The 18,276-nt window shown below is 72.8% G+C and carries 21 protein-coding genes; 7 read left to right on the top strand and 14 right to left on the bottom strand.

Annotated features, from left to right (window positions below):
- Nucleotides 1–11: 11 nt before the first annotated feature.
- Complete coding sequence (tuf, locus tag E6R18_RS32825) at nt 12–1,181, bottom strand: elongation factor Tu (protein WP_136320512.1); 1,170 nt, start codon at nt 1,179–1,181, stop codon at nt 12–14.
- 374 nt (nt 1,182–1,555) lie between these two features.
- Here tuf and E6R18_RS32820 point away from each other — a divergent pair, with 374 nt between their 5' ends.
- Nucleotides 1,556–2,266: a TVP38/TMEM64 family protein gene (locus tag E6R18_RS32820; protein ID WP_136320511.1), complete on the top strand. Its 711-nt coding sequence runs from the start codon at nt 1,556–1,558 to the stop codon at nt 2,264–2,266.
- Between the two features lie 213 nt (nt 2,267–2,479).
- Nucleotides 2,480–3,352, top strand: coding sequence for an undecaprenyl-diphosphate phosphatase (locus E6R18_RS32815; RefSeq protein ID WP_136320510.1), 873 nt, complete (start codon nt 2,480–2,482; stop codon nt 3,350–3,352).
- A 53-nt stretch (nt 3,353–3,405) separates the two neighbouring features.
- Here E6R18_RS32815 and E6R18_RS34305 read toward each other — a convergent pair whose 3' ends face one another.
- From E6R18_RS34305 to E6R18_RS32805, 3 genes are all read right to left on the bottom strand, one after another.
- Complete coding sequence (locus tag E6R18_RS34305; protein WP_168712498.1) at nt 3,406–3,555, bottom strand: hypothetical protein; 150 nt, start codon at nt 3,553–3,555, stop codon at nt 3,406–3,408.
- Nucleotides 3,556–3,763: 208 nt separating this feature from the next.
- Complete coding sequence (locus E6R18_RS32810) at nt 3,764–4,573, bottom strand: hypothetical protein (protein WP_240799931.1); 810 nt, start codon at nt 4,571–4,573, stop codon at nt 3,764–3,766.
- A gap of 109 nt (nt 4,574–4,682) precedes the next feature.
- A complete protein-coding gene (locus E6R18_RS32805; protein WP_136320508.1) occupies nt 4,683–5,060 on the bottom strand; it encodes a hypothetical protein in 378 nt (125 codons plus the stop codon).
- A gap of 106 nt (nt 5,061–5,166) precedes the next feature.
- Between E6R18_RS32805 and E6R18_RS32800 the strand changes: the two genes are divergently transcribed.
- Together E6R18_RS32800 and lnt are read left to right on the top strand one after the other, a co-directional pair.
- Nucleotides 5,167–6,033, top strand: coding sequence for a universal stress protein (locus E6R18_RS32800; RefSeq protein ID WP_136320507.1), 867 nt, complete (start codon nt 5,167–5,169; stop codon nt 6,031–6,033).
- Between the two features lie 102 nt (nt 6,034–6,135).
- Entirely contained in the window at nt 6,136–7,707 is a 1,572-nt protein-coding gene (gene lnt, locus E6R18_RS32795) for an apolipoprotein N-acyltransferase (protein WP_136320506.1), read from the top strand.
- On the opposite strand, the gene E6R18_RS32790 is transcribed toward lnt, so the two are convergent.
- Nucleotides 7,704–8,603 (bottom strand): Gfo/Idh/MocA family oxidoreductase, encoded by a 900-nt coding sequence (locus E6R18_RS32790; RefSeq protein WP_136320505.1) that lies wholly within the window; start codon nt 8,601–8,603, stop codon nt 7,704–7,706. The two genes, lnt and E6R18_RS32790, sit on opposite strands and share 4 nt — an antisense overlap.
- Before the next feature lie 273 nt (nt 8,604–8,876).
- Here E6R18_RS32790 and E6R18_RS32785 point away from each other — a divergent pair, with 273 nt between their 5' ends.
- Entirely contained in the window at nt 8,877–9,308 is a 432-nt protein-coding gene (locus tag E6R18_RS32785) for a hypothetical protein (RefSeq protein WP_136320513.1), read from the top strand.
- A 33-nt stretch (nt 9,309–9,341) separates the two neighbouring features.
- On the opposite strand, the gene E6R18_RS32780 is transcribed toward E6R18_RS32785, so the two are convergent.
- The 8 genes from E6R18_RS32780 to E6R18_RS32745 form a co-directional block, all read right to left on the bottom strand.
- Nucleotides 9,342–9,827 (bottom strand): hypothetical protein, encoded by a 486-nt coding sequence (locus E6R18_RS32780; protein WP_136320504.1) that lies wholly within the window; start codon nt 9,825–9,827, stop codon nt 9,342–9,344.
- A 110-nt stretch (nt 9,828–9,937) separates the two neighbouring features.
- The gene (locus E6R18_RS32775) at nt 9,938–10,621 is read right to left on the bottom strand and encodes a uracil-DNA glycosylase (protein WP_136320503.1); all 684 of its coding nucleotides are present in this window, start codon (nt 10,619–10,621) and stop codon (nt 9,938–9,940) included.
- A 100-nt stretch (nt 10,622–10,721) separates the two neighbouring features.
- Nucleotides 10,722–12,302, bottom strand: coding sequence for an ABC transporter substrate-binding protein (locus tag E6R18_RS32770; protein WP_136320502.1), 1,581 nt, complete (start codon nt 12,300–12,302; stop codon nt 10,722–10,724).
- Between the two features lie 118 nt (nt 12,303–12,420).
- Nucleotides 12,421–13,176 (bottom strand): SDR family oxidoreductase, encoded by a 756-nt coding sequence (locus E6R18_RS32765; protein ID WP_136320501.1) that lies wholly within the window; start codon nt 13,174–13,176, stop codon nt 12,421–12,423.
- Nucleotides 13,177–13,196: 20 nt separating this feature from the next.
- Entirely contained in the window at nt 13,197–13,958 is a 762-nt protein-coding gene (gene fabG / locus E6R18_RS32760) for a 3-oxoacyl-ACP reductase FabG (RefSeq protein ID WP_136320500.1), read from the bottom strand.
- Nucleotides 13,959–14,173: 215 nt separating this feature from the next.
- Nucleotides 14,174–14,557, bottom strand: coding sequence for a DUF3037 domain-containing protein (locus E6R18_RS32755; protein WP_136320499.1), 384 nt, complete (start codon nt 14,555–14,557; stop codon nt 14,174–14,176).
- A complete protein-coding gene (locus E6R18_RS32750; protein ID WP_136320498.1) occupies nt 14,554–15,414 on the bottom strand; it encodes a HipA family kinase in 861 nt (286 codons plus the stop codon). Before E6R18_RS32750 ends, E6R18_RS32755 begins: the two co-directional genes overlap by 4 nt.
- A 46-nt stretch (nt 15,415–15,460) precedes the next feature.
- Complete coding sequence (locus E6R18_RS32745) at nt 15,461–16,102, bottom strand: alpha/beta fold hydrolase (RefSeq protein WP_136320497.1); 642 nt, start codon at nt 16,100–16,102, stop codon at nt 15,461–15,463.
- Nucleotides 16,103–16,105: 3 nt separating this feature from the next.
- Here E6R18_RS32745 and E6R18_RS32740 point away from each other — a divergent pair, with 3 nt between their 5' ends.
- A complete protein-coding gene (locus E6R18_RS32740) occupies nt 16,106–16,414 on the top strand; it encodes a helix-turn-helix domain-containing protein (RefSeq protein WP_240799930.1) in 309 nt (102 codons plus the stop codon).
- A 3-nt stretch (nt 16,415–16,417) separates the two neighbouring features.
- Here the strand turns inward: E6R18_RS32740 and E6R18_RS32735 are convergent, their stop codons facing one another.
- Entirely contained in the window at nt 16,418–16,996 is a 579-nt protein-coding gene (locus tag E6R18_RS32735; protein ID WP_136320495.1) for a TetR/AcrR family transcriptional regulator, read from the bottom strand.
- A 159-nt stretch (nt 16,997–17,155) separates the two neighbouring features.
- Between E6R18_RS32735 and E6R18_RS32730 the strand changes: the two genes are divergently transcribed.
- Nucleotides 17,156–18,118, top strand: coding sequence for a zinc-binding dehydrogenase (locus tag E6R18_RS32730; RefSeq protein WP_136320494.1), 963 nt, complete (start codon nt 17,156–17,158; stop codon nt 18,116–18,118).
- Nucleotides 18,119–18,276 lie beyond the last annotated feature (158 nt).

The following is an 18,276-nucleotide window of genomic DNA, read 5'->3' as shown; positions in this document are numbered from 1 at the left end:
GCCCGTACGGCTCAGAGCAGCTCCGTGACGGTGCCCGCGCCGACCGTGCGGCCGCCCTCGCGGATGGCGAAGCCGAGGCCCGGCTCCAGCGGGACGTCCCGGCCCAGCTCCACGGTCATCGTGACCGTCTCACCGGGCCGTGCGACCGCGGCCTCGCCGAGGTCCACGTCGCCGACCACGTCGGCCGTGCGGATGTAGAACTGCGGGCGGTACCCGGTGGCGACCGGGGTGGTACGGCCGCCTTCGCGCCCCGACAGGACGTACACCTGCGCGGTGAAGCGCCGGCTCGGTGTGACGCTGCCCGGCGCCGCGACGACGTGCCCGCGGCGCACCCGGTCGCGCTCGACGCCGCGCAGGAGCAGCGCGACGTTGTCGCCGGCCTCGGCGGACTCCATCGGCTTGCCGAAGGTCTCCAGGCCGGTGACGACCGTCTCGATGTCCGCGCCGAGCACCGAGACCCGGTCGCCGACGCGGACCGTGCCGCGCTCCACGGCGCCGGTGACGACGGTCCCCCGGCCGGTGATGGTCAGGACGTTCTCCACCGACAGCAGGAACGGCGCGTCGGTGTAGCGCACCGGCATCGGTACGTACGTGTCGACGGCGTCGAGCAGCGCCTCGACGGCCCCGGTCCAGCGCGGGTCGCCCTCCAGCGCCCGCAGGCCCGACACGCGCACGACGGGCACGGTGTCGCCTCCGTAGCCGTGCGCGGACAGCAGCTCGCGCACCTCCAGCTCGACGAGGTCGCTCAGCTCCGGGTCCCCGGCATCGGCCTTGTTGAGGGCGACGACGATGTGGTCGACGCCCACTTGGCGGGCGAGCAGCACGTGCTCCGCGGTCTGCGGCATGATCCCGTCGAGCGCGGAGACCACCAGGATCGCCCCGTCGAGCTGGGCCGCGCCGGTGACCATGTTCTTGATGTAGTCGGCGTGTCCCGGCATGTCGACGTGCGCGTAGTGGCGCGTGCCGGTCTCGTACTCGACGTGCGCGATGTTGATGGTGATCCCGCGCTGCGCCTCCTCCGGCGCCCGGTCGATGCGGTCGAAGGGGACGAAGGTGCCGGTGCCCCGGTCGCTGAGGACTTTGGTGATGGCGGCGGTCAGGGTCGTCTTGCCGTGGTCGACGTGACCCATGGTGCCGATGTTGAGGTGCGGCTTGGTGCGCACGTAGGCCGTCTTGGGCATGGCTCATTCCTTGGATGCGAAGCGTGACGTGAGGACCCCGGGGCCCGGCCGACCCTCCCCTCGCGGGGTCCGCCGGACAGTCGGGGGAGGGTCAGCTTCGGGCGCCGCCGAAGGGCGCTGCGGCAGCGGCGAGCGCTGCGGCGACTGCTGCTGCGGAGGTGTGCACGGCAGCCTTCGGCGTGTCCGCGACTGCGGACTGCGCTGCGAGGAAGGCGTACCGGAACATGGCCCGATCATCTCCGACGGCCCGTCGGCCCGTCGAGCGAATTACGGCGGGCCGTACGGGGATTGGGCACGGTCCGTCCGGCGGGTGCCCGGAGGACTCCGGGGGGACATTACGACGATCACACACCTTTGTCGGTTACTCTCCCCGAATGCTCGACCCCGTCCCCGTCACCCGCCCCGCCCCCGGTCTCGCCGTGCGCTGCACGCGGGTGCTGCTCTCGCCGTGGTCCCGGCTCTCCCTGCTCGTCGCGGTGCTGCTGGCCGCCGCGACGGCGATGCTGCTCCTGGAACCGCAACGGCTGCTGTCCTCCGGCCTGCCCGCGCAGCTGAGCGGCGGCGCCGCGGCGGTCCTGCTCTTCGCGCTCGCGTACGGCGTCTGCACGGTGGCCTTCGTGCCGCGGCCGCTCCTCAACCTCGCGGCGGGCGCGCTCTTCGGCTCGCAGGCGGGTCTCGCGGCAGCGCTCGCCGGCACGGTGCTGGGTGCGGGCGTCTCCTTCATGCTGGGCCGGGTGCTGGGCCAGGACGCGCTGCGCACCCTGGTGCGCGGGCGCTGGCTGCGGGCGGCGGACGGGCAGCTGAGCCGGCACGGCTTCCGCTCGATGCTGGCGCTGCGCCTGTTCCCCGGGGTGCCGTTCGCCGCCGCCAACTACTGTGCCGCCGTCTCCCGCATGGGCTATCCGCCGTTCCTGGTGGCCACCGGCCTGGGCTCGATCCCGAACACGGCCGCGTACGTCGTGGCGGGCAGCGAGGCATCCTCGCCCACCTCGCCCGCGTTCCTCGTGGCGATGGGCTTCATCGTGCTGACGGGGGCCGGCGCGGCGGTGGTCGCCTGGCGCCGCCGCCACCGCCTGGGCGTCTAGGGCTTCGCGGCGGCGTCCAGGGCTTCTCGCGGGCCACCGCGACGGGCCGGGGCGCGCGGGGGGTGTCGTCGGCTGTTCACCCGGGGGCGATACGCTGCCCGCGACCGACAGACGAAGCGGGGCCCGGCGCGGCCCTGTCCTCGCACGACCGCAATCCGCACGCCGCCGACGCCGTCGGCCGCAGCACGAGCACCCCGGGATGGCCGAAGCTTCATGAGCTGGTTCGAATCATTCGTCCTCGGCCTCGTTCAGGGACTGACCGAGTTCCTGCCGATCTCCTCCAGCGCGCATCTGCGGCTCACCGCGGCGTTCGCCGGCTGGCACGACCCGGGTGCGGCGTTCACCGCGATCACCCAGATCGGCACGGAGGCCGCGGTCCTGATCTACTTCCGCAAGGACATCGTCCGGATCGTCTCGGCGTGGTTCAGGTCGCTGACGAACCGTTCGATGCGCGGCGACCACGACGCCCAGATGGGCTGGCTGGTCATCGTGGGCTCCATCCCCATCGGTGTGCTCGGCGTGACGTTCAAGGACCAGATCGAGGGCCCGTTCCGCGACCTGCGGCTGATCGCCACCACGCTGATCGTGATGGGCATCGTCCTCGGCATCGCGGACCGGCTGGCCGCCCGGGACGAGACGGGCGGCAAGCACCGCGCCATCAAGGAACGCAAGACCCTGAAGGAACTGGGCATCAGGGACGGCCTGATCTACGGCTGCTGCCAGGCGATGGCCCTGGTCCCGGGCGTCTCCCGCTCCGGCGCCACGATCAGCGGCGGTCTGCTGATGGGCTACACGCGTGAGGCGGCGGCGCGTTACTCGTTCCTGCTCGCGGTCCCTGCGGTGCTCGCCTCGGGCGTCTTCGAGCTGAAGGACGCGGGCGAGGGCCACGTCTCGTGGGGGCCGACGATCTTCGCGACCTTCATCGCGTTCGGTGTGGGATACGCGGTCATCGCGTGGTTCATGAAGTTCATCACGACGAAGAGCTTCATGCCGTTCGTCATCTACCGGATCGTCCTGGGCGTGCTGCTCTTCGCCCTGGTCGGCGCGGGGGCGCTGAGCCCGCACGCGGGCGAGTCGGCCGGCTGACCGGGCCCTGCCGCGCCCGACGGGCGGGGGCGGCAGGGCGGGCCGCGCGGGTGTCAGTCGGTCTCGGCGAACGGCGGAAGGTCGGGCTCGACGAACAGGCCCTGGTAGCGCGGGGCCGGTACGGCCTCCGCTCCGGGCTGGGCGTCGGCCGCCGCGCTGTCGTCCGAGCGCCGTTGAACCTGGCGCGGCGGGGTTTCAGCCATCGAGTCTCCTGTTGCATCGCAGTCGGTGTGAAAGCCCCCTGGGCCGCCGGTCCGGGGACCGTGGCGGCGGCGGGGGCGTGGCGCCGTCCCGGTCCCACGGACACGCCGGGGCACCGGTTTTGACGGGGCCCGCAGAGACTATCCGCTGCGCCTGGTCCGGCCGTCGCCGCCGTCGCCGGTAGGCCACCGCATTCGCCTCCCCGGCGGATCAGCAGGTGACGGCCGCCCACACCAGCGCGGCCGCCACGGCCAGTGCGTAACCGCCCACGGCGGCGCGCACGATGCGCAGGCGGACGCGTGGGCCCCAGGAGGTGAGGTCCAGCGCGCGGGCCAGCGCGGGGAGCACCAGTACGGCGTGCAGGCTCACCCCGTGCAGGGGTTTGAGGGGCGCGGTGGAGGCGTATCCGGCCAACTGGTGCCCCGTGCGCGTCAGATACACGCCCCGCGCGATCATGGCGGCCCCCGAGAGCAGTCCGGCTCCGAGGACCGCGAAGCCGGCCCGCAGGGCAAGGGCCATGCCCGGCGGCCCGTCCGGGCGGCGGGTGAACGCGGCGGCCGTGAGCGCGGACAGGACGCCGACCAGCACCGCCCCGCCGGCGGCCAGCGTCATCGAGACCGCCGTGTCGAAGGGGGTCTCCATGTTGAAGTGGGACGGCACCCGGCGCCATGCCTGCACGGTGATTCCGGCGACCTCCAGCACGCAGTCGGCGGCGAACACGCCCAGCAGCACGGCCCGGAGGCGGGCGCCCATGCGCAGGTAGGAGGAAATCCAGGCGACCGCGAGGAGCGTCAGGCCGAAGGAGACGCCGAAGGTGATGGGTTTGCGCCAGGAGACCGGCCCCTCCCACGGTCCCCCGTCGACGGCGAGGACGACCACGTGCAGGAGGCCCGAGCCGATGAGCAGGGCCCCGGTGACGTAACAGAGTCGTGTGATCCGGGGCGTGACGTCGCGTCGGGTGCGGGGGCGGTCGCCGGCCAGGACGGGCGGGGCGGGTGCTGGTGCGGTCCGGTTGTCCATGGTGCGGAGCATCTCCCGGGGGCCGCCCGACCGTCGTCGTACGCCGGAAGGCGGCGGGGGTACACCGGGTGGAGTACCCCCGTGCCGGGCGTGCGCGGTCCGCCGGTGGTCAGATGTCCGTCTCGTCGGGGCCCTCGGCGCCGAACTGCTCGGCGCGCAGGGCGAGGTCCTGCAGCACGTCCGCCGACGTCACATCCGTCTGCCCCGCGTCATGCACCTGCGCCAGCATGGCGAACGCCAGTGTGAACGCGCCGACGAGCTGCTCCACGGCGCCGCCGACCTCGCGTCCGACCAGGACCACCACGTCCTCGACCGTGGCGTCCTCGGGGATGGCGATCCGCGGCATCGTCTCGTTGAGGAGGGCGGTCACCACGGTCGAATCGGTGCTGGGGTCGTCGCGGTCGGGGTTCTCCTCCAAGAGCCGGCGCATCTCGCCCGCTTCGGTGAGGATGCCGACCACACGCTTCACGACTTCGCTCTGCTCCATCCCGCGAGCATAGGCGCAGGCGGGCCCGGACGGCCGCTCCCGCCTCGGCATCCGGCCAAGGTCGGCCGTAACGTACGCAACAGGTCCGGACTGCGGAGAGGAACCCATGAGCGGCACCGAACTTCCCGTGATCGCGGCGGTCGACGGTTCCTCGCACAGCATGGACGCGCTGGACTGGGCGGCCCGCGAGGCGGTCGTACGGGGCCTGCCGCTGCTCGTCGTGCACGTCCGGCAGCTCGCCCGGCGCGTCGGGCAGGAGGCGCAGGAGCGGGAGGCGCGGGAACTGCTGGCGGCGGCCGTGCACCGGGTGGCCGGGACCGCCCCGGGGCTGCGGCCCTCGACGCTGGCACCGCTCGACTTCCCGTCGGCCGCGCTGGTCTCGCTGAGCCGGGACGCCTCGCTGGTGGTGCTCGGTTCGCGGGGGCTCGGCGGGTTCCGCTCCCTGATGCTGGGGTCCGACAGCCTGGCGACGGCCTCGATGGCGAAGTGCCCCGTGGTGATCGTGCACGGCGGCCGGGCCGAGGAGGACCCGCGGCAGGCGTCCGGCGAGGTGTTCCGGGACATCGTCGCCGGGGTGGCCGCCGACGAGAGCAGTGAAGAGGTGCTGGACTTCGCGTTCGAGACGGCGGCGGCGCACCCGGGCGCCCGGCTGCGGATCGTGCACGGCTGGACGATGTTCTCTTCGATGCTGTCCGGTGGTCCCGTCTTCGACCGGGGCGCGGCGTCCGACGCGGCCGAGCGTTCGCTCGCCGAGCTGACCGCCGGCCGGCGTGCGGCCTACCCGCAGGTCGAGGTCATGAAGGAACCGGTCAACGGTTCCGCGACACGCACCCTGGTCACCGCGTCCGCGACCGCCGCGCTGACCGTGATCGGACGGCGGCGCGGCGGCGAATCCCTCGGGCTCGGGCTTTCGCCGGTGGCGCACACGACGCTCACGCACGCCATGGGGCCGGTCGCCGTGGTCCCCTGCTGACACCCGGGCGTTCCGGACCGCTTCCGCTGCCCCACACTGGGGAAGAAGAGCGGGACCGGACGGGGAGCGACCTGCCGGAGGGCTGGGCGAGGAGGGCGGGGTATGGGGTCGTCGGCCGGGTGGCGCGAACGGGGCGCACGGATGCTCGACCGGGCCCCGGGGCGCGGAGCCGCCGCGCTGGTGGCCGGTGCGCTGCCGGCGCTCGCCTTCCCGGCGCCTTCGCTGTGGTGGTTCGCCTACGTCTGCCTGGTGCCCCTGCTGCTGCTGGTCCGGTCCGCCGGTACGGGCCGCAGGGCGGCGCTGGACGGGTGGCTGGGCGGGACCGGGTACATGATCGCCGTGCACCACTGGCTGATGCCGAGCCTGCACGCGTTCATCGTGGTCCTCGCGGCGCTGCTCGGTGCGCTGTGGGCGCCGTGGGGGCTGCTGGTGGGCCGGCTGCTGCGGGGGGCGATGACCGGGGTGTCGGTGGCCGCGGCGGTGGTGGTGGTCCCGTGCGGCTGGCTGATGATCGAAATGGTCCGCTCCTGGGAGGCGCTGGGCGGTCCCTGGGGGCTGCTCGGGGCGAGCCAGTGGCAGGTGGCGCCCGCGCTCCGGCTGGCCTCGGTGGGCGGGGTGTGGCTGGTGAGCCTGCTGGTGGTCGCGGTGAACACCGCGCTCACCGTGCTGCTCGTGAACTCCGCGGCCCGCGCCGCGGCCCTCGTCTCGCTCGTGGTGGGCGCCCTGGCCGTCGGCGCGGCCTGGATGTGGGCACCGCAGCCGGAACGGGCGGGGACGGCCCGGATCGCCGTCGTGCAGCCGGGAATCGTGGAGGGTCCGGGCAGCGTGCAGCGGCGGCTGGCCCGGAGCGAGGAGCTGACGCGCTCGCTGGCGGGGCGCGATCCGGATCTGGTGGTGTGGGGCGAGAGCAGCCTCGGCGTCGATCCGGCCCGGCGGCCCGACGTCGCGGCCCGGCTCGGCGCGCTGTCGCGGGAGGTGGGCGCCGATCTGCTGGTCAACGTGGACGCGCGGCAGACCGATGCGGCGGGGCGGACCGGGATCTTCAAGAGCGCGGTCCTGGTGGGACCGCAGGGGCTGACCGGGGACCGCTACGACAAGATGCGGCTCGTGCCGTTCGGCGAGTACGTCCCGGCCCGTTCGGCCCTCGGCTGGGCGACCTCGATGGGCCGGGCGGCGGGCGAGGACCGGCTGCGCGGCACCGGCCCGGTGACGATGCGGCTGCCCGGCGCGGACGGCCTGCGCATCGGTCCGCTGGTCTGCTTCGAGTCCGCGTTCCCCGACATGAGCCGTCGGCTGGCCCGGGACGGCGTCCAGGTCCTGGTCGCCCAGTCCTCCACGTCGTCGTTCCAGCACGGCTGGGCCCCGGACCAGCACGCCTCGCTCGGCGCGCTGCGGGCGGCGGAGAGCGGCCGCCCGATGGTGCACGCCACCCTCACGGGCGTCAGCGCCGTGTACGGCCCGCAGGGCGAGGCCGTCGGCACCCGGCTCGGCACGAACACCGTTGGTTCCGCCGTCTACGGGGTGCCACTGGCCCGGGGCACGACGCTGTACGTGCGCCTGGGCGACTGGCCGCTGTACGGGGCGCTGGGCGTGCTGGCCGCGTACTGCGCCTTCGAGGGCCTGCGGGCTCTGCGCGGGCGGAGGCGTACGCGCACGGTGGTCGCGGCGCCCTAGGCGACGTCGAGTTCGCGCAGGACGCGCTCGCACAGTTCGTGGGTCTCCAGGGCGTCCCTGGCGCTCAGCGGCCTGCCCTCGCGTACGGCGTCCAGGAACGCGAGCACGCTCTGCTCGATGCCGCGCTGGCGGGCCACCGGCACCCAGTCCCCGCGCCGCCGCAGGCTCGGCTGGCCCTTGTGGTCGATGATCTCCGCGAGGTTGAGAACCTCGCGCTTGGCGTCCTGGCCGGAGACCTCAAGGCGCTCCTCGGCCGAGCCGCTGAGGCGGTTCATCGCGCCGATGGCCGTGAAGCCGTCACCGGACAGGTGGAGCACGACGTGGTGCAGCAGACCGTCGACGAGCCCGCCGCTCACCACCGTGCGCTCGATGGGCCCGGGCACCAGGAAGCGCAGCGTGTCCACCACGTGGATGAAGTCGTCCAGCACCATGGCCCGGGGCTCCTCGGGGAGTTGGACCCGGTTCTTCTGCATGAGGATCAGCTCGCGCGGGTGCTCCGCGCACTGCGCGTAGCCCGGTGCCAGCCGCCGGTTGAAGCCGACCGCGAGGCCGACGCCGCGCGCCTCGGCGAGCTCCACCAGGCGGGTGGACTCCTCCAGCGTGTAGGCGAGCGGCTTGTCCACGTAGGTCGGGACGCCCGCTTCGAGCAGCCGTCCGGCGATCTCCGGGTGCACGGCGGTCGGAGCGTGCACGAACGCGGCGTCCAGCCCCTGGGCGAGCAGCGAGTCGAGGTCCGGGTGACACTGGCCGGCGGGGATGCGGTGGGCGGCGGCGACCGAGGCGAGGGTGGCGGGGGTGCGGGTCTGCAGATGCAGTTCGACCTCCGGCAGGGTGCCGAGTACCGGCAGGTACGCCTTCTGCGCGATGTCGCCGAGCCCGATGCAGCCGACCTTCACTGGGTCTTCCTCTCGCTGGTCAGCGCCGTGCACCGCGATCGTCCGGGTGGGCGGGTCGCGGCGCCGTGGGCGCGTGCGTCGTCCCGGCAGCATACGTGTGCCCCGGCGGCCGCCGGTCGGCGCTCCCGTCGAAGGCGCACCCGGCCGGGGCCCGGTGGCCGCCGGGGCACTGACGCGCCCGGGGTCACTCGTGCGGGGCAATTGGGGCGTACGGGCTCACCGGGCGGTCTCCGGCGCCGCAGAGTTGATCAGGTGCAGCGAACCAGAACCACCGTGAAGCTCCTGGCCGGGGTGGCGATCGCGGCCCTGTCCGGGTGTATGTCCGTCCAGCCGCAGCCGTCCGCACCGCCGCGCCCGGAGACGAGCCGGCCGGCCCATGACCTCTCCCCGCAGATCGCCCGGCCCCCGGTCCACGACACCCTGGAGGCGGTGCCGAAGGCGAAACCCTCCGCCGCCTCGCCCGCCGCCTCCCACCGCCCGGCGGCGCCCCCGGCCGCGCGACCCGACGAGCCCCGCCCCCCGCGCCGGCAGAGCGGACCCGCACCGGCCGGGCCGCAGCCGCGCCGGGCCGTCCCCGCCGTACCGGCGCCCGCCCTGCCCGCGCCCGTCACCGGGAACGGGGTGTGCGACCTCGGGCGGGGATACGGGCACTGGCCGGCGGGCAGCCCGCAGTCCCGGATCTGCGACCACACCTACGGCCGGTGACGTCAGGGAGGCGGCGGGCCTGGAGGGCGCGCATCACCACTCCCGCAGCCGCCGCTCCAGCCGGCCGATGGCAGCCCGGACGCCTCCCCCGTACCCGTCGTCCGCACCGTCGTCGGCCAGCACGGCCGAGGCCGCCCGGGCCCGGTCCAGATGGAGCCGGGCGGCCTCCGGGCGCCGGAGCTTCACGTAGTCCGCCGCGAGGTTGAGGTGCAGCGACGGGTAGAACGCCCGCACCGCCAGCGCGTCCCGGTGTCCGGCCGCGTGCCGGTCGGTCAGGGACCGGGCGGCGGTCAGCGCCCGCAGGTCCCAGGCCAGCTCGTCGGCCGGGTCGTCCTGCGTATCGGCCAGGTAGTGCGCCAGCGTGCAGCGGTGAAGGGCGTCACCGTCCTCGCCGATCTCCGACCAGAGCGCACCGAAGCGGTTGCGGGCCTCCTCCCGGTCGCCTCCGTGCAGCAGCATGACCGCCTGGCCGATCCTGGTCATGAAGACGTCCTCCGACATCTCCTGCTGCTCCGTCACCACGGCCTCCTTCGCACCTGCGCCCGCACCCGGCCGGTCCGGCCGGTCATCCGGTTTCGACGCTAGCCGCCGGGGCGGGCGATCGCGGTGAGGCTCGGCTCGTGGACGGCTCAGCCCAGGTCGGGGATGCGCCAGTCGATGGGCTGGTGGCCCTGCCGGGCGACGGCCTCGTTTATCTGGGTGAAGGGGCGGGAGCCGAAGAACTTCTTCGCCGACAGCGGCGAGGGGTGCGCCCCCTTCACCACCACGTGGCGCTCGGTGTCGATCAGCGGGAGCTTCTTCTGCGCGTAGTTGCCCCAGAGCACGAAGACCGCCGGGTCGGGGCGCGCGGCGACCGCGCGGATCACCGCGTCCGTGACCTTCTCCCAGCCCTTGCCCTTGTGGGAGTTGGCCTCGCCCGCGCGGACGGTCAGCACGGCGTTGAGCAGGAGGACGCCCTGCTCGGCCCACGGCATGAGGTACCCGTTGTCCGGGACGGGCAGGCCGAGCTCCTCCTTCATCTCCTTGTAGATGTTGCGCAGCGAGGGCGGCGTCTTCACACCCGGCCGCACGGAGAAGCACAGGCCGTGTCCCTGGCCCGCGCCGTGGTAGGGGTCCTGGCCGAGGACCAGGACCTTCACCTTGTCGTACGGGGTGGCGTCCAGCGCCGCGAACACCTGCTCCCGGGGCGGATAGACCGGTCCCGCGGACCGCTCCTCCTCGACGAATGCGGTGAGCTCCTTGAAGTACGGCTTCTGCAGCTCTTCGCCGAGGACGCCGCGCCAGGACTCGGGCAGCAGGTCGGTGTCGGTCACGTGAACAACCTCCGGTAGCAATCCGTTCTTGCTGCCAGAACCTACCGGGCACCACTGACAACGAGGTGCGTGAGCGGGCCCGGGGCCCGCTCACGCGGTGCTACCAGCTGGCCTTGCGGTACAGCTCCCACATCTGCATGACCGTCTGCGGGTCGAGCGCGCGCTCGCCGCCGCCGATGTCCTCGCCGGCCGCGACGTACAGTTTGCCCTGCCACAACGGCAGCAGCCGCACGTCGTCCACCAGGATCTTCTGGGCCCGCTCGAACTCCCGGCCGACCGCGCCGCGGTCGCTCTCCTTGCGGGACTGGGGCAGCAGCTGCTTGGTGATCTCGTCCTTCACGTACGGCATGCCCGTGACGCTGTCCTTGCCGACGAACGGGGCGATGAAGTTGTCCGGGTCCGGGAAGTCCGGGAACCAGCCTCGGCCGAAGACCGGGTACTCGCCCTTGGTGAAGCCCTCCTGGAAGGTCTTCCAGGGCCTGCTCTTCAGCGTGACGCGGAACAGCCCGGATGCCTCCAGCTGGCGCTTGAGCTCGTCGAACTCGGGGGCCGTGGACGAACCGTAGCGGTCGGTGGTGTACCAGAAGGTCATCGCGACGGGCGCGGTGATGTGCGCGTCGGCGAGGATCTGGCGGGCCTTGTCCTTGCTGGGGTTGCCGAAGGTGTCGAAGAAGCTGGTGGTGTGCCCGGCGATGCCCTTGGGGACCATCGAGTACAGGGGTTCGGCCGTGCCCCGGTAGACCTTGGCGACCAGCGCGTCGCGGTCCACCAGCTGGGCTATCGCCCGCCGGACGGCCGGGTTGCCGGCGGCCTTGTCCTTGGGGTTGAAGACGAGGAAGCGGATGTCGGCGCCGACGGACTCCACGATCTGGAGGTCGGTGTCCTTGTCCTTGTCGTCCTCGATGCTGACGACGTCCTCGGCGGACAGACCGCGGTAGGTGGCGTCGATCTCGTTCTTCTTGAGCGCCGCCACCATGGCGCCGGACTCCTTGAAGTACCGGATGGTCACGGCGTCGTTCTTGCGGTCGGCGAACCCCTTGTAGTGGGGGTTCTTCACCAGCTCCGAGCGCTCCCCCTGCTTGTAGGAGTCCAGCAGGTAGGGGCCGGAGCCGGTGACCTTGCCGTCGGTGCGGATCTTGTGCTTGGAGTAGGCGCTCGGCGCCACCAGCGACATGGCCGGGGTGGCCAGGACGAACGGGAACGTGGCGTCCGGTTTCTTCAGGTTGAAGATGACGACGTCGTCGCCCTTGGTCTCCACCCGGTCGAGCGAGCCCAGCATGCCGACCGGTCCGCCCTTGACGGCGATCTCCGAGATCCGGTCGATGGAGTACTTCACGGCCTCGGCGTCGAGCTTGTCCCCGTTGGAGAACTTCAGCCCCGCACGGAGCTTGCAGCGGTAGGCGGTGCTGGTGCGGTCGGTGAACCTGCACTCCTGCGCCGCGTCCGGCTCGGGCTTCGTACTGCCGGTGGGGAAGCTCACCAGGGTCTGGAAGACATTGCGCATCAGCTCCCAGGAGCCGTCCCACGCCGCCGCCGGATCGAGGGTCGAAGGCTCACTGGTCGTCCCGACGGCGAGCTTCTGATCCACGTCCGAGCCGCCGCCGGGCAGCAGCCCGCAGCCGGCCAGCAAGGACAGGGACGCAAGGGCTGCAGCGGCCTGCAGACTGGCCCGGTAGAACACGTGCACGCTCCTCGATCAGCCATGGGTCGGCAGACGATACCGCAGCGCCCCGCCGGGTCAATCCGCAGGCCCGGCGGGGCACTTGAGGCAATCAGGGCCATATCGGCCCAGGCCGATCTCAGCCCACGCCGGCATTCAGGAAAATGCCGCCGTCGACCACCAGGGTCTGTCCCGTGATCCAGTCGGACTGGCTGGAGGTGAGGAAGGCCGCGGCGCCGCCGATGTCCTCGGGCACCCCGAGCCGGCCGAGCGGGTAGGAGGCCGCCGCCTCCGCCTCGCGGCCCTCGTACAGCGCCTGCGCGAAACGGGTCTTGACGACCGCGGGCGCGATCGAGTTGACCCGGACCACCGGCGCGAACTCGTGCGCCAGCTGGAGGGTCAGGTTGACCATGGCCGCCTTGCTCATCCCGTACGCGCCGATGAAGGGCGAGGCGGAGACGCCGGCGACCGAGGCGATGTTGACGATCGAGCCGCCGTTCTCCTTCTGCCATGCCTTCCAGGTCTGCTGGGCGAAGCCGAGCGCCGAGATCACGTTGGTCTCGAAGACCTTGCGGGCGACGCCCAGGTCCAGCTCGGCGATCGGCCCGAAGACCGGGTTGGTGCCGGCGTTGTTGACCAGGAAGTCGACCCGGCCGAACGCCTCCATCGTGCGCTCGACCGCCACCGCCTGGTGCGCCTCGTCGTGCGCCTTGCCGGCGACCGCGATGACCCGGTCGGAGCCGAGCGCCTCGACGGCCTCCTTCAGTGCGTCCTCGCCCCGGCCGGTGATGCACACCCGGTCGCCGCGCGCGACGAGCGCCTGCGCGATGCCGTAGCCGATGCCCCGGCTGGCGCCGGTGATCATCGCGACCTTGCCGCTGTCCTGCACAGTCATGATGTCCGCAGCCCTTCGGGTCAGTTGAGCGGTCCGCCGGCGACGTACATGACCTGGCCGGAGACGAAGCCCGCGTCGTCACCCGTGAAGAAGGCGATGGCGTTAGCGATGTCCTCGGGGAAGCCGACGCGCTGCACCGGGATCTGGGTGGCGGCGGCCGCCTGGAACTCCTCGAAGCCCATGCCGACCCGGGCGGCGGTCTGCGCGGTCATCTCGGTGACGATGAACCCGGGCGCGACGGCGTTGGCGGTGACGCCGAACTTGCCGAGCTCCTTGGCGAGGGTCTTGGTGAAGCCCTGGAGACCCGCCTTGACCGCCGAGTAGTTGGCCTGGCCGCGGTTGCCGAGGGCCGAGGAGGAGGACAGCGACACGATCCGGCCGAACTTGGCGTCCACCATGTGCTTCTGGACGGCCTTGGCCATCAGGAACGCGCCCTTGAGGTGCACGTTCATCACGATGTCCCAGTCGGACTCGCTCATCTTGAAGAGCAGGTTGTCGCGGAGCACGCCCGCGTTGTTGACGAGGATGGTCGGGGCGCCGAGCTCGGCGGCGACCCGCGCGACGGCGGCTTCCACCTGCGCGCTGTCCGACACGTCACAGCCGACGGCCAGGGCCTTGCCCCCGGCGGCGGTGATCTTCTCGACGGTGTCCTTGCAGGCCGCCTCGTCGAGGTCGAGTACGGCGACGGCGCGGCCCTCGGCCGCCAGGCGTACCGCGGTGGCGGCACCGATGCCCCGGGCCGCTCCCGTCACGATGGCTACGCGCTGCTCGCTGGTGGACATGCTTGGCTCTCCTCGCCCTTGGATCGCGGCTCAGCGGACGTCGGGGCGTTCCCGGCGAGAACCGCCCCGATAACTGAGCAACCGCTTAGTACCTTCAGCAGACGAGACGCTAGAAGCCCTGGCACCCGGTGTCAACGGCCCACGGGCGCAGCGGCGCATGTCACACTCCGCCGGGCCGCCGTCACGCGGTGCGCGGACGGCGGCAGCGGGGCCGATCAGCGCACCAGCAGGTCGAGCAGCCGTTCCACCTCGGCCTCGGGGTCGGCGGTCAGGCCGCTGTGTACGGGGCCGGGCTGCACGACGGTCGAGCGCGGCGCGATCAGCCAGCGGAAGCGCCGCCCCGCGTCGTCGCCGGCCGCCTGGCCCGCGTCCGTGCCGCCGCGGCAGATCCCCTCCACTGCGTGCAGCGCGGCCCGGACCCCGGTCACGTCGGCGCCGGGGTCCAGCGCCCTCAGCTTCCCCTCGTCGAGCTCGGTGCGAGCGGCCACGAAGCCCTTCGCGCGGCAGTAGACCACCACCCCGGCGTTGAAGCACTCGCCGCGCTGGACGCGGGGCACCACGCGCAGCAGCGCGTACTCGAAGACATCGCGCTCGCTCATGCCCGGCCGCCCTCGTCGTTGTGCCGGTCGCCGCCCTCGTCGTGGCGCGGGGCGAGGCGTTCGGTGATCCAGCCCGGGGCCTGGGACGGCTTGTCGGGGGTGGGCGCGTCCATGACGATCCGCTCGTGGATGGTGGCCGCCCGCGCGAGCAGCGCGTCCACATAGGCCCGGCGCAGCTGGTCGGTCGAGTCGAAGCCCGGCTCGTCCACCAGCCACTCGTCGGGGACGTCGGCGGTCACTTCACCGAGGAGCTCGAGGGTGACCAGAGGGGCGAGCTCGGCGGCGGCCGCCGCGATGTCGGGCCGGAAGGGGGCGAGCGCGTGGTCGGAGGCGTTGTACGGCTTGGCGGCGGACGTCTGGGCGCCGGGCCAGTTGTGGTGCCAGATCATGGTGGCGCCGTGGTCGATGAGCCAGAGGTCGCCGTGCCAGACCAGCATGTTCGGGTTGCGCCAGGACCGGTCGACGTTGTTGATCAGCGCGTCGAACCAGACGACCCGCCCGGCCTCGCGCGGGTCCACCTCGTAGGCGAGCGCGTCGAAGCCGAGCGAGCCGGGCAGGAAGTCCATCCCCAGGTTGAGTCCGCCGCTGGCCTTGAGCAGCTCCTGCACCTCCTGGTCGGGCTCGGCCAGCCCGATGACCGGGTCCAGCTGGATCTGCACGAGTTCGGGCACGCGCAGCCCGAGCCGCCGCCCGAGCTGCCCGCAGATCACCTCCGCGACCAGGGTTTTGCGGCCCTGGCCCGCTCCGGTGAACTTCATGACGTACGTGCCGAGGTCGTCGGCCTCGACGATCCCGGGGAGCGAGCCGCCCTCACGCAGGGGCGTGACGTAGCGGGTCGCGGTGACTTCTGTGAGCATTTCCCCAGGCTATAGGGCGCCGGCGGGGCTCCCCGGCTCGCAGTCGCTACCGGAGGGCGGCTTCGAGCAGCAGGTCGCTCAGGGCCGCCGGCATGGTGATCATGCAGTCGTGTCCGGTCGGCAGTTCCCGTATCCGTGCCGGGGAGCCGTTGGGCTGTGTCGCGGGGACGGGCCGCCGCACGATGCCTTCCGGTTCCGCGCCGACGCAGTGGATGTGCGTACGCGGAACCGAGTCCGCGGCGGGGTCGTCCAACCGGACCGGTTGCTGAAGGCAGCGCACCGGCTGGTCGGAGAGCATCGCGCGCAGCCGGGCGACGTCCGCCGGGTCGGTGACCCCGAACAGTCCGAGGGGCGGAGGCATCTCGGGCAGCGGCGGGATGCGCCAGCCGGTGCCGGACCGGCCGGCCAGGTCGATCAGGTGCTGGGAGACGGGCTGCACGTCGACGGCGCGCTCGCCGTGCTCCGGGACCATGGCGTCCAGGTACACCAGGTGTGCGATCCGTTCCGGGACGTCGTTGGCCACGGAGGAGATGACCAGCCCCGCGTAGCTGTGGCCCACGAGCACCACCTCGGTCAGGTCCTCCTCGTGGATCAGTTTCACGATGTCCTCGACGTGCGTGTCGAGCCCCACCTCGGGTCCGAGCAGGTGTGCCTTGTCGCCGTATCCGGTCAGCGAGGGCGCGAGCACGCGGTGTGGTCACTCCTGGTCGTCCGCCACCTCAGCCAGGGGCCGCGCCGCTTCACCGAGCTCAAGCGGGCCGTCGACGGGATCAGCCAGCGCATGCTCACCGTCACCTTGCGCGGCCTGGAACGCGACGGAATCCTCACCCGGACCGTCCTCAACGTCATGCCGCCGCACGTCAGTTACGAGCTCACTCCGATGGGCAGGACCCTGCGCGAAGCCACCGCGCCCCTGCTGGAGTGGAGCATCACGCACCTGACGCACATCGACGCCGCCCGCGCCGCGTACGACGCCCGCCCCGGCACTCCGCCCACCTGACGGTCAGGCCGGTCCCGCGCGGAACGCCTCGATCACGTAGCCGGCGAAGCGGCGGGAGGCCGTCAGCCGGGCCGGCAGGGGCGCCTGCCCGAGGCCCTGGTGGGCGGTGAGCATGAGGACCAGGTCGTCGATGACGAAGCCGGAGCGGAGCTCGCCGGCCTCCTGGGCGCGGCGGGCCAGTCCGGCGACCGCGCGCACGGTCCGCTCGCGGTCGGCGGCGAAGTCCATGGCCTCGGGGAAGGCCGCCATGAACGCGTCGGCGAATCCGCCGCTGTGCGCGTGGAGTTCGCAGATCCGCTCGATCAGGCTACGGAATCCGTGCCACGGGTCCGCGTCCGTGAGGGCGTCGCGGACGGCGGCGTGACAGGCGCGGCGCTGCTCGGTGAAGGTCTGCGCGATCAGTGCCTGCTTGGTCGGGAAGTGCCGGTACAGGGTGGCGGGCCCCACCTCCGCGTGCCGGGCGACGTCGCGCATGGGGGCGCTCAGGCCCTCCTGGCCGAACACCGCGCGGGCGGCGCCCAGGATGCGGGCCCGGTTGTCGCGGGCGTCGGAACGCGCGGTCCGAGGCAACTGGCCGGTCATCGTCTCTCACTTCAGCCTGGCGGACGGGGGTGTCCGTTACGGTCCGATGGCGGTGGGGCCGCCCCGCCCCGGCCGCCCGGTGGCCCCGACAGCGGGGCCCGTTCGGCATCCACGGTCGCAGCAGTGATGCCCGTCCGTCCACCGACCCCAGGAGCAGAGATGAAAGCCGTTATCATCAGGTCATTCGGAAGTCCCGAGGGCCTGGAGGTCATCGACGTGCCCGTGCCGGTCCCCGCGCCGGGGCAGGTGCGGATCGCCACGGAGGCGATCGGAGTGGGCGGTGTGGACGCCGTGATCCGCCGGGGGACGCTCGCCGGCTACGGCTTCCGGGCGGGCCATCTCCTCGGCAGCGAGGTCGCCGGAAGCGTGACCGCGGTGGGCGAGGGAGTGGACGCCTCGTGGATCGGGCAGCGCGTATGGGCGTTCACCGGGCTGTCCGGCGGGTACGCCGAGCAGGCCGTCGCCTCGGTCGAGGATGTGCTGGCGCTCCCCCACGGCCTGTCCGGCGCGGACGCGGTTGCCCTCGGCGGCTCCGGCGTGGTCGCCCACTTCGCCCTGGAGCGGGTCCGTTTCGCTCCCGGCGAGACGGTGCTGGTGCGCGGGGCGGCGGGCAGCATCGGGATCACGGCCGTCCAGCTCGCGGCCCGGAACGGCGCGGGCTCGGTGGCGGTCACGACCTCGTCGGCCGCGCGTGGTGCCCGGCTGAAGGAGCTGGGCGCCACGGACGTCCTGGACCGCTCCGGCGAGGGCGGCCCGGGCGCACCGGCGGGCTTCGACGTGGTGATCGATGTCGTGGGCGGCCCCCAGCTCCCCCTTTTCCTCGACAGGCTGAACCCCAACGGGCGGTACATGGCCGTCGGTGTGGTCGGCGGGCAGCCGCCGGCGGACTTCGGCATGCGGCTGATGGACGCCTTCCGCAGATCGCTGTCGTTCGCCACCTTCAGCTCCGACTCCGTGCCCGGCCCCGACCGGCAGGCCGTGCGGTCGGCCCAGTTCGCCGATGCCGCGCTCGGGGAGCTCCGCACCCGGGTGCACGAGGTGCTGCCGCTGGACCAGGCGGCGCGGGCCCACCGCGCGATGGACGCGGGAGAGGTGTTCGGGAGGGTCGTACTGGTGCCCTGAGCGCGGCGGATGCGGCGTTCGCCGGCGGGATGCCCGACATGGGTTTCGCGCAGGCGCGCATCAACGGGGAACCCCGCTCCGCGCCCGCCCCGAGTCCGCACGGGATCTGGGTCTGCCCGTCACCGCCTTCGGGGCTCGGACACCGGACCACCTCCGGG

This window comes from Streptomyces sp. A1277 (assembly GCF_004795015.1).
In the GTDB taxonomy this organism is placed as follows: Bacteria; Actinomycetota; Actinomycetes; order Streptomycetales; family Streptomycetaceae; genus Streptomyces.
Note: the sequence above shows the minus strand (reverse complement) of the source record. Positions and strands in the feature narration are given on the sequence as shown.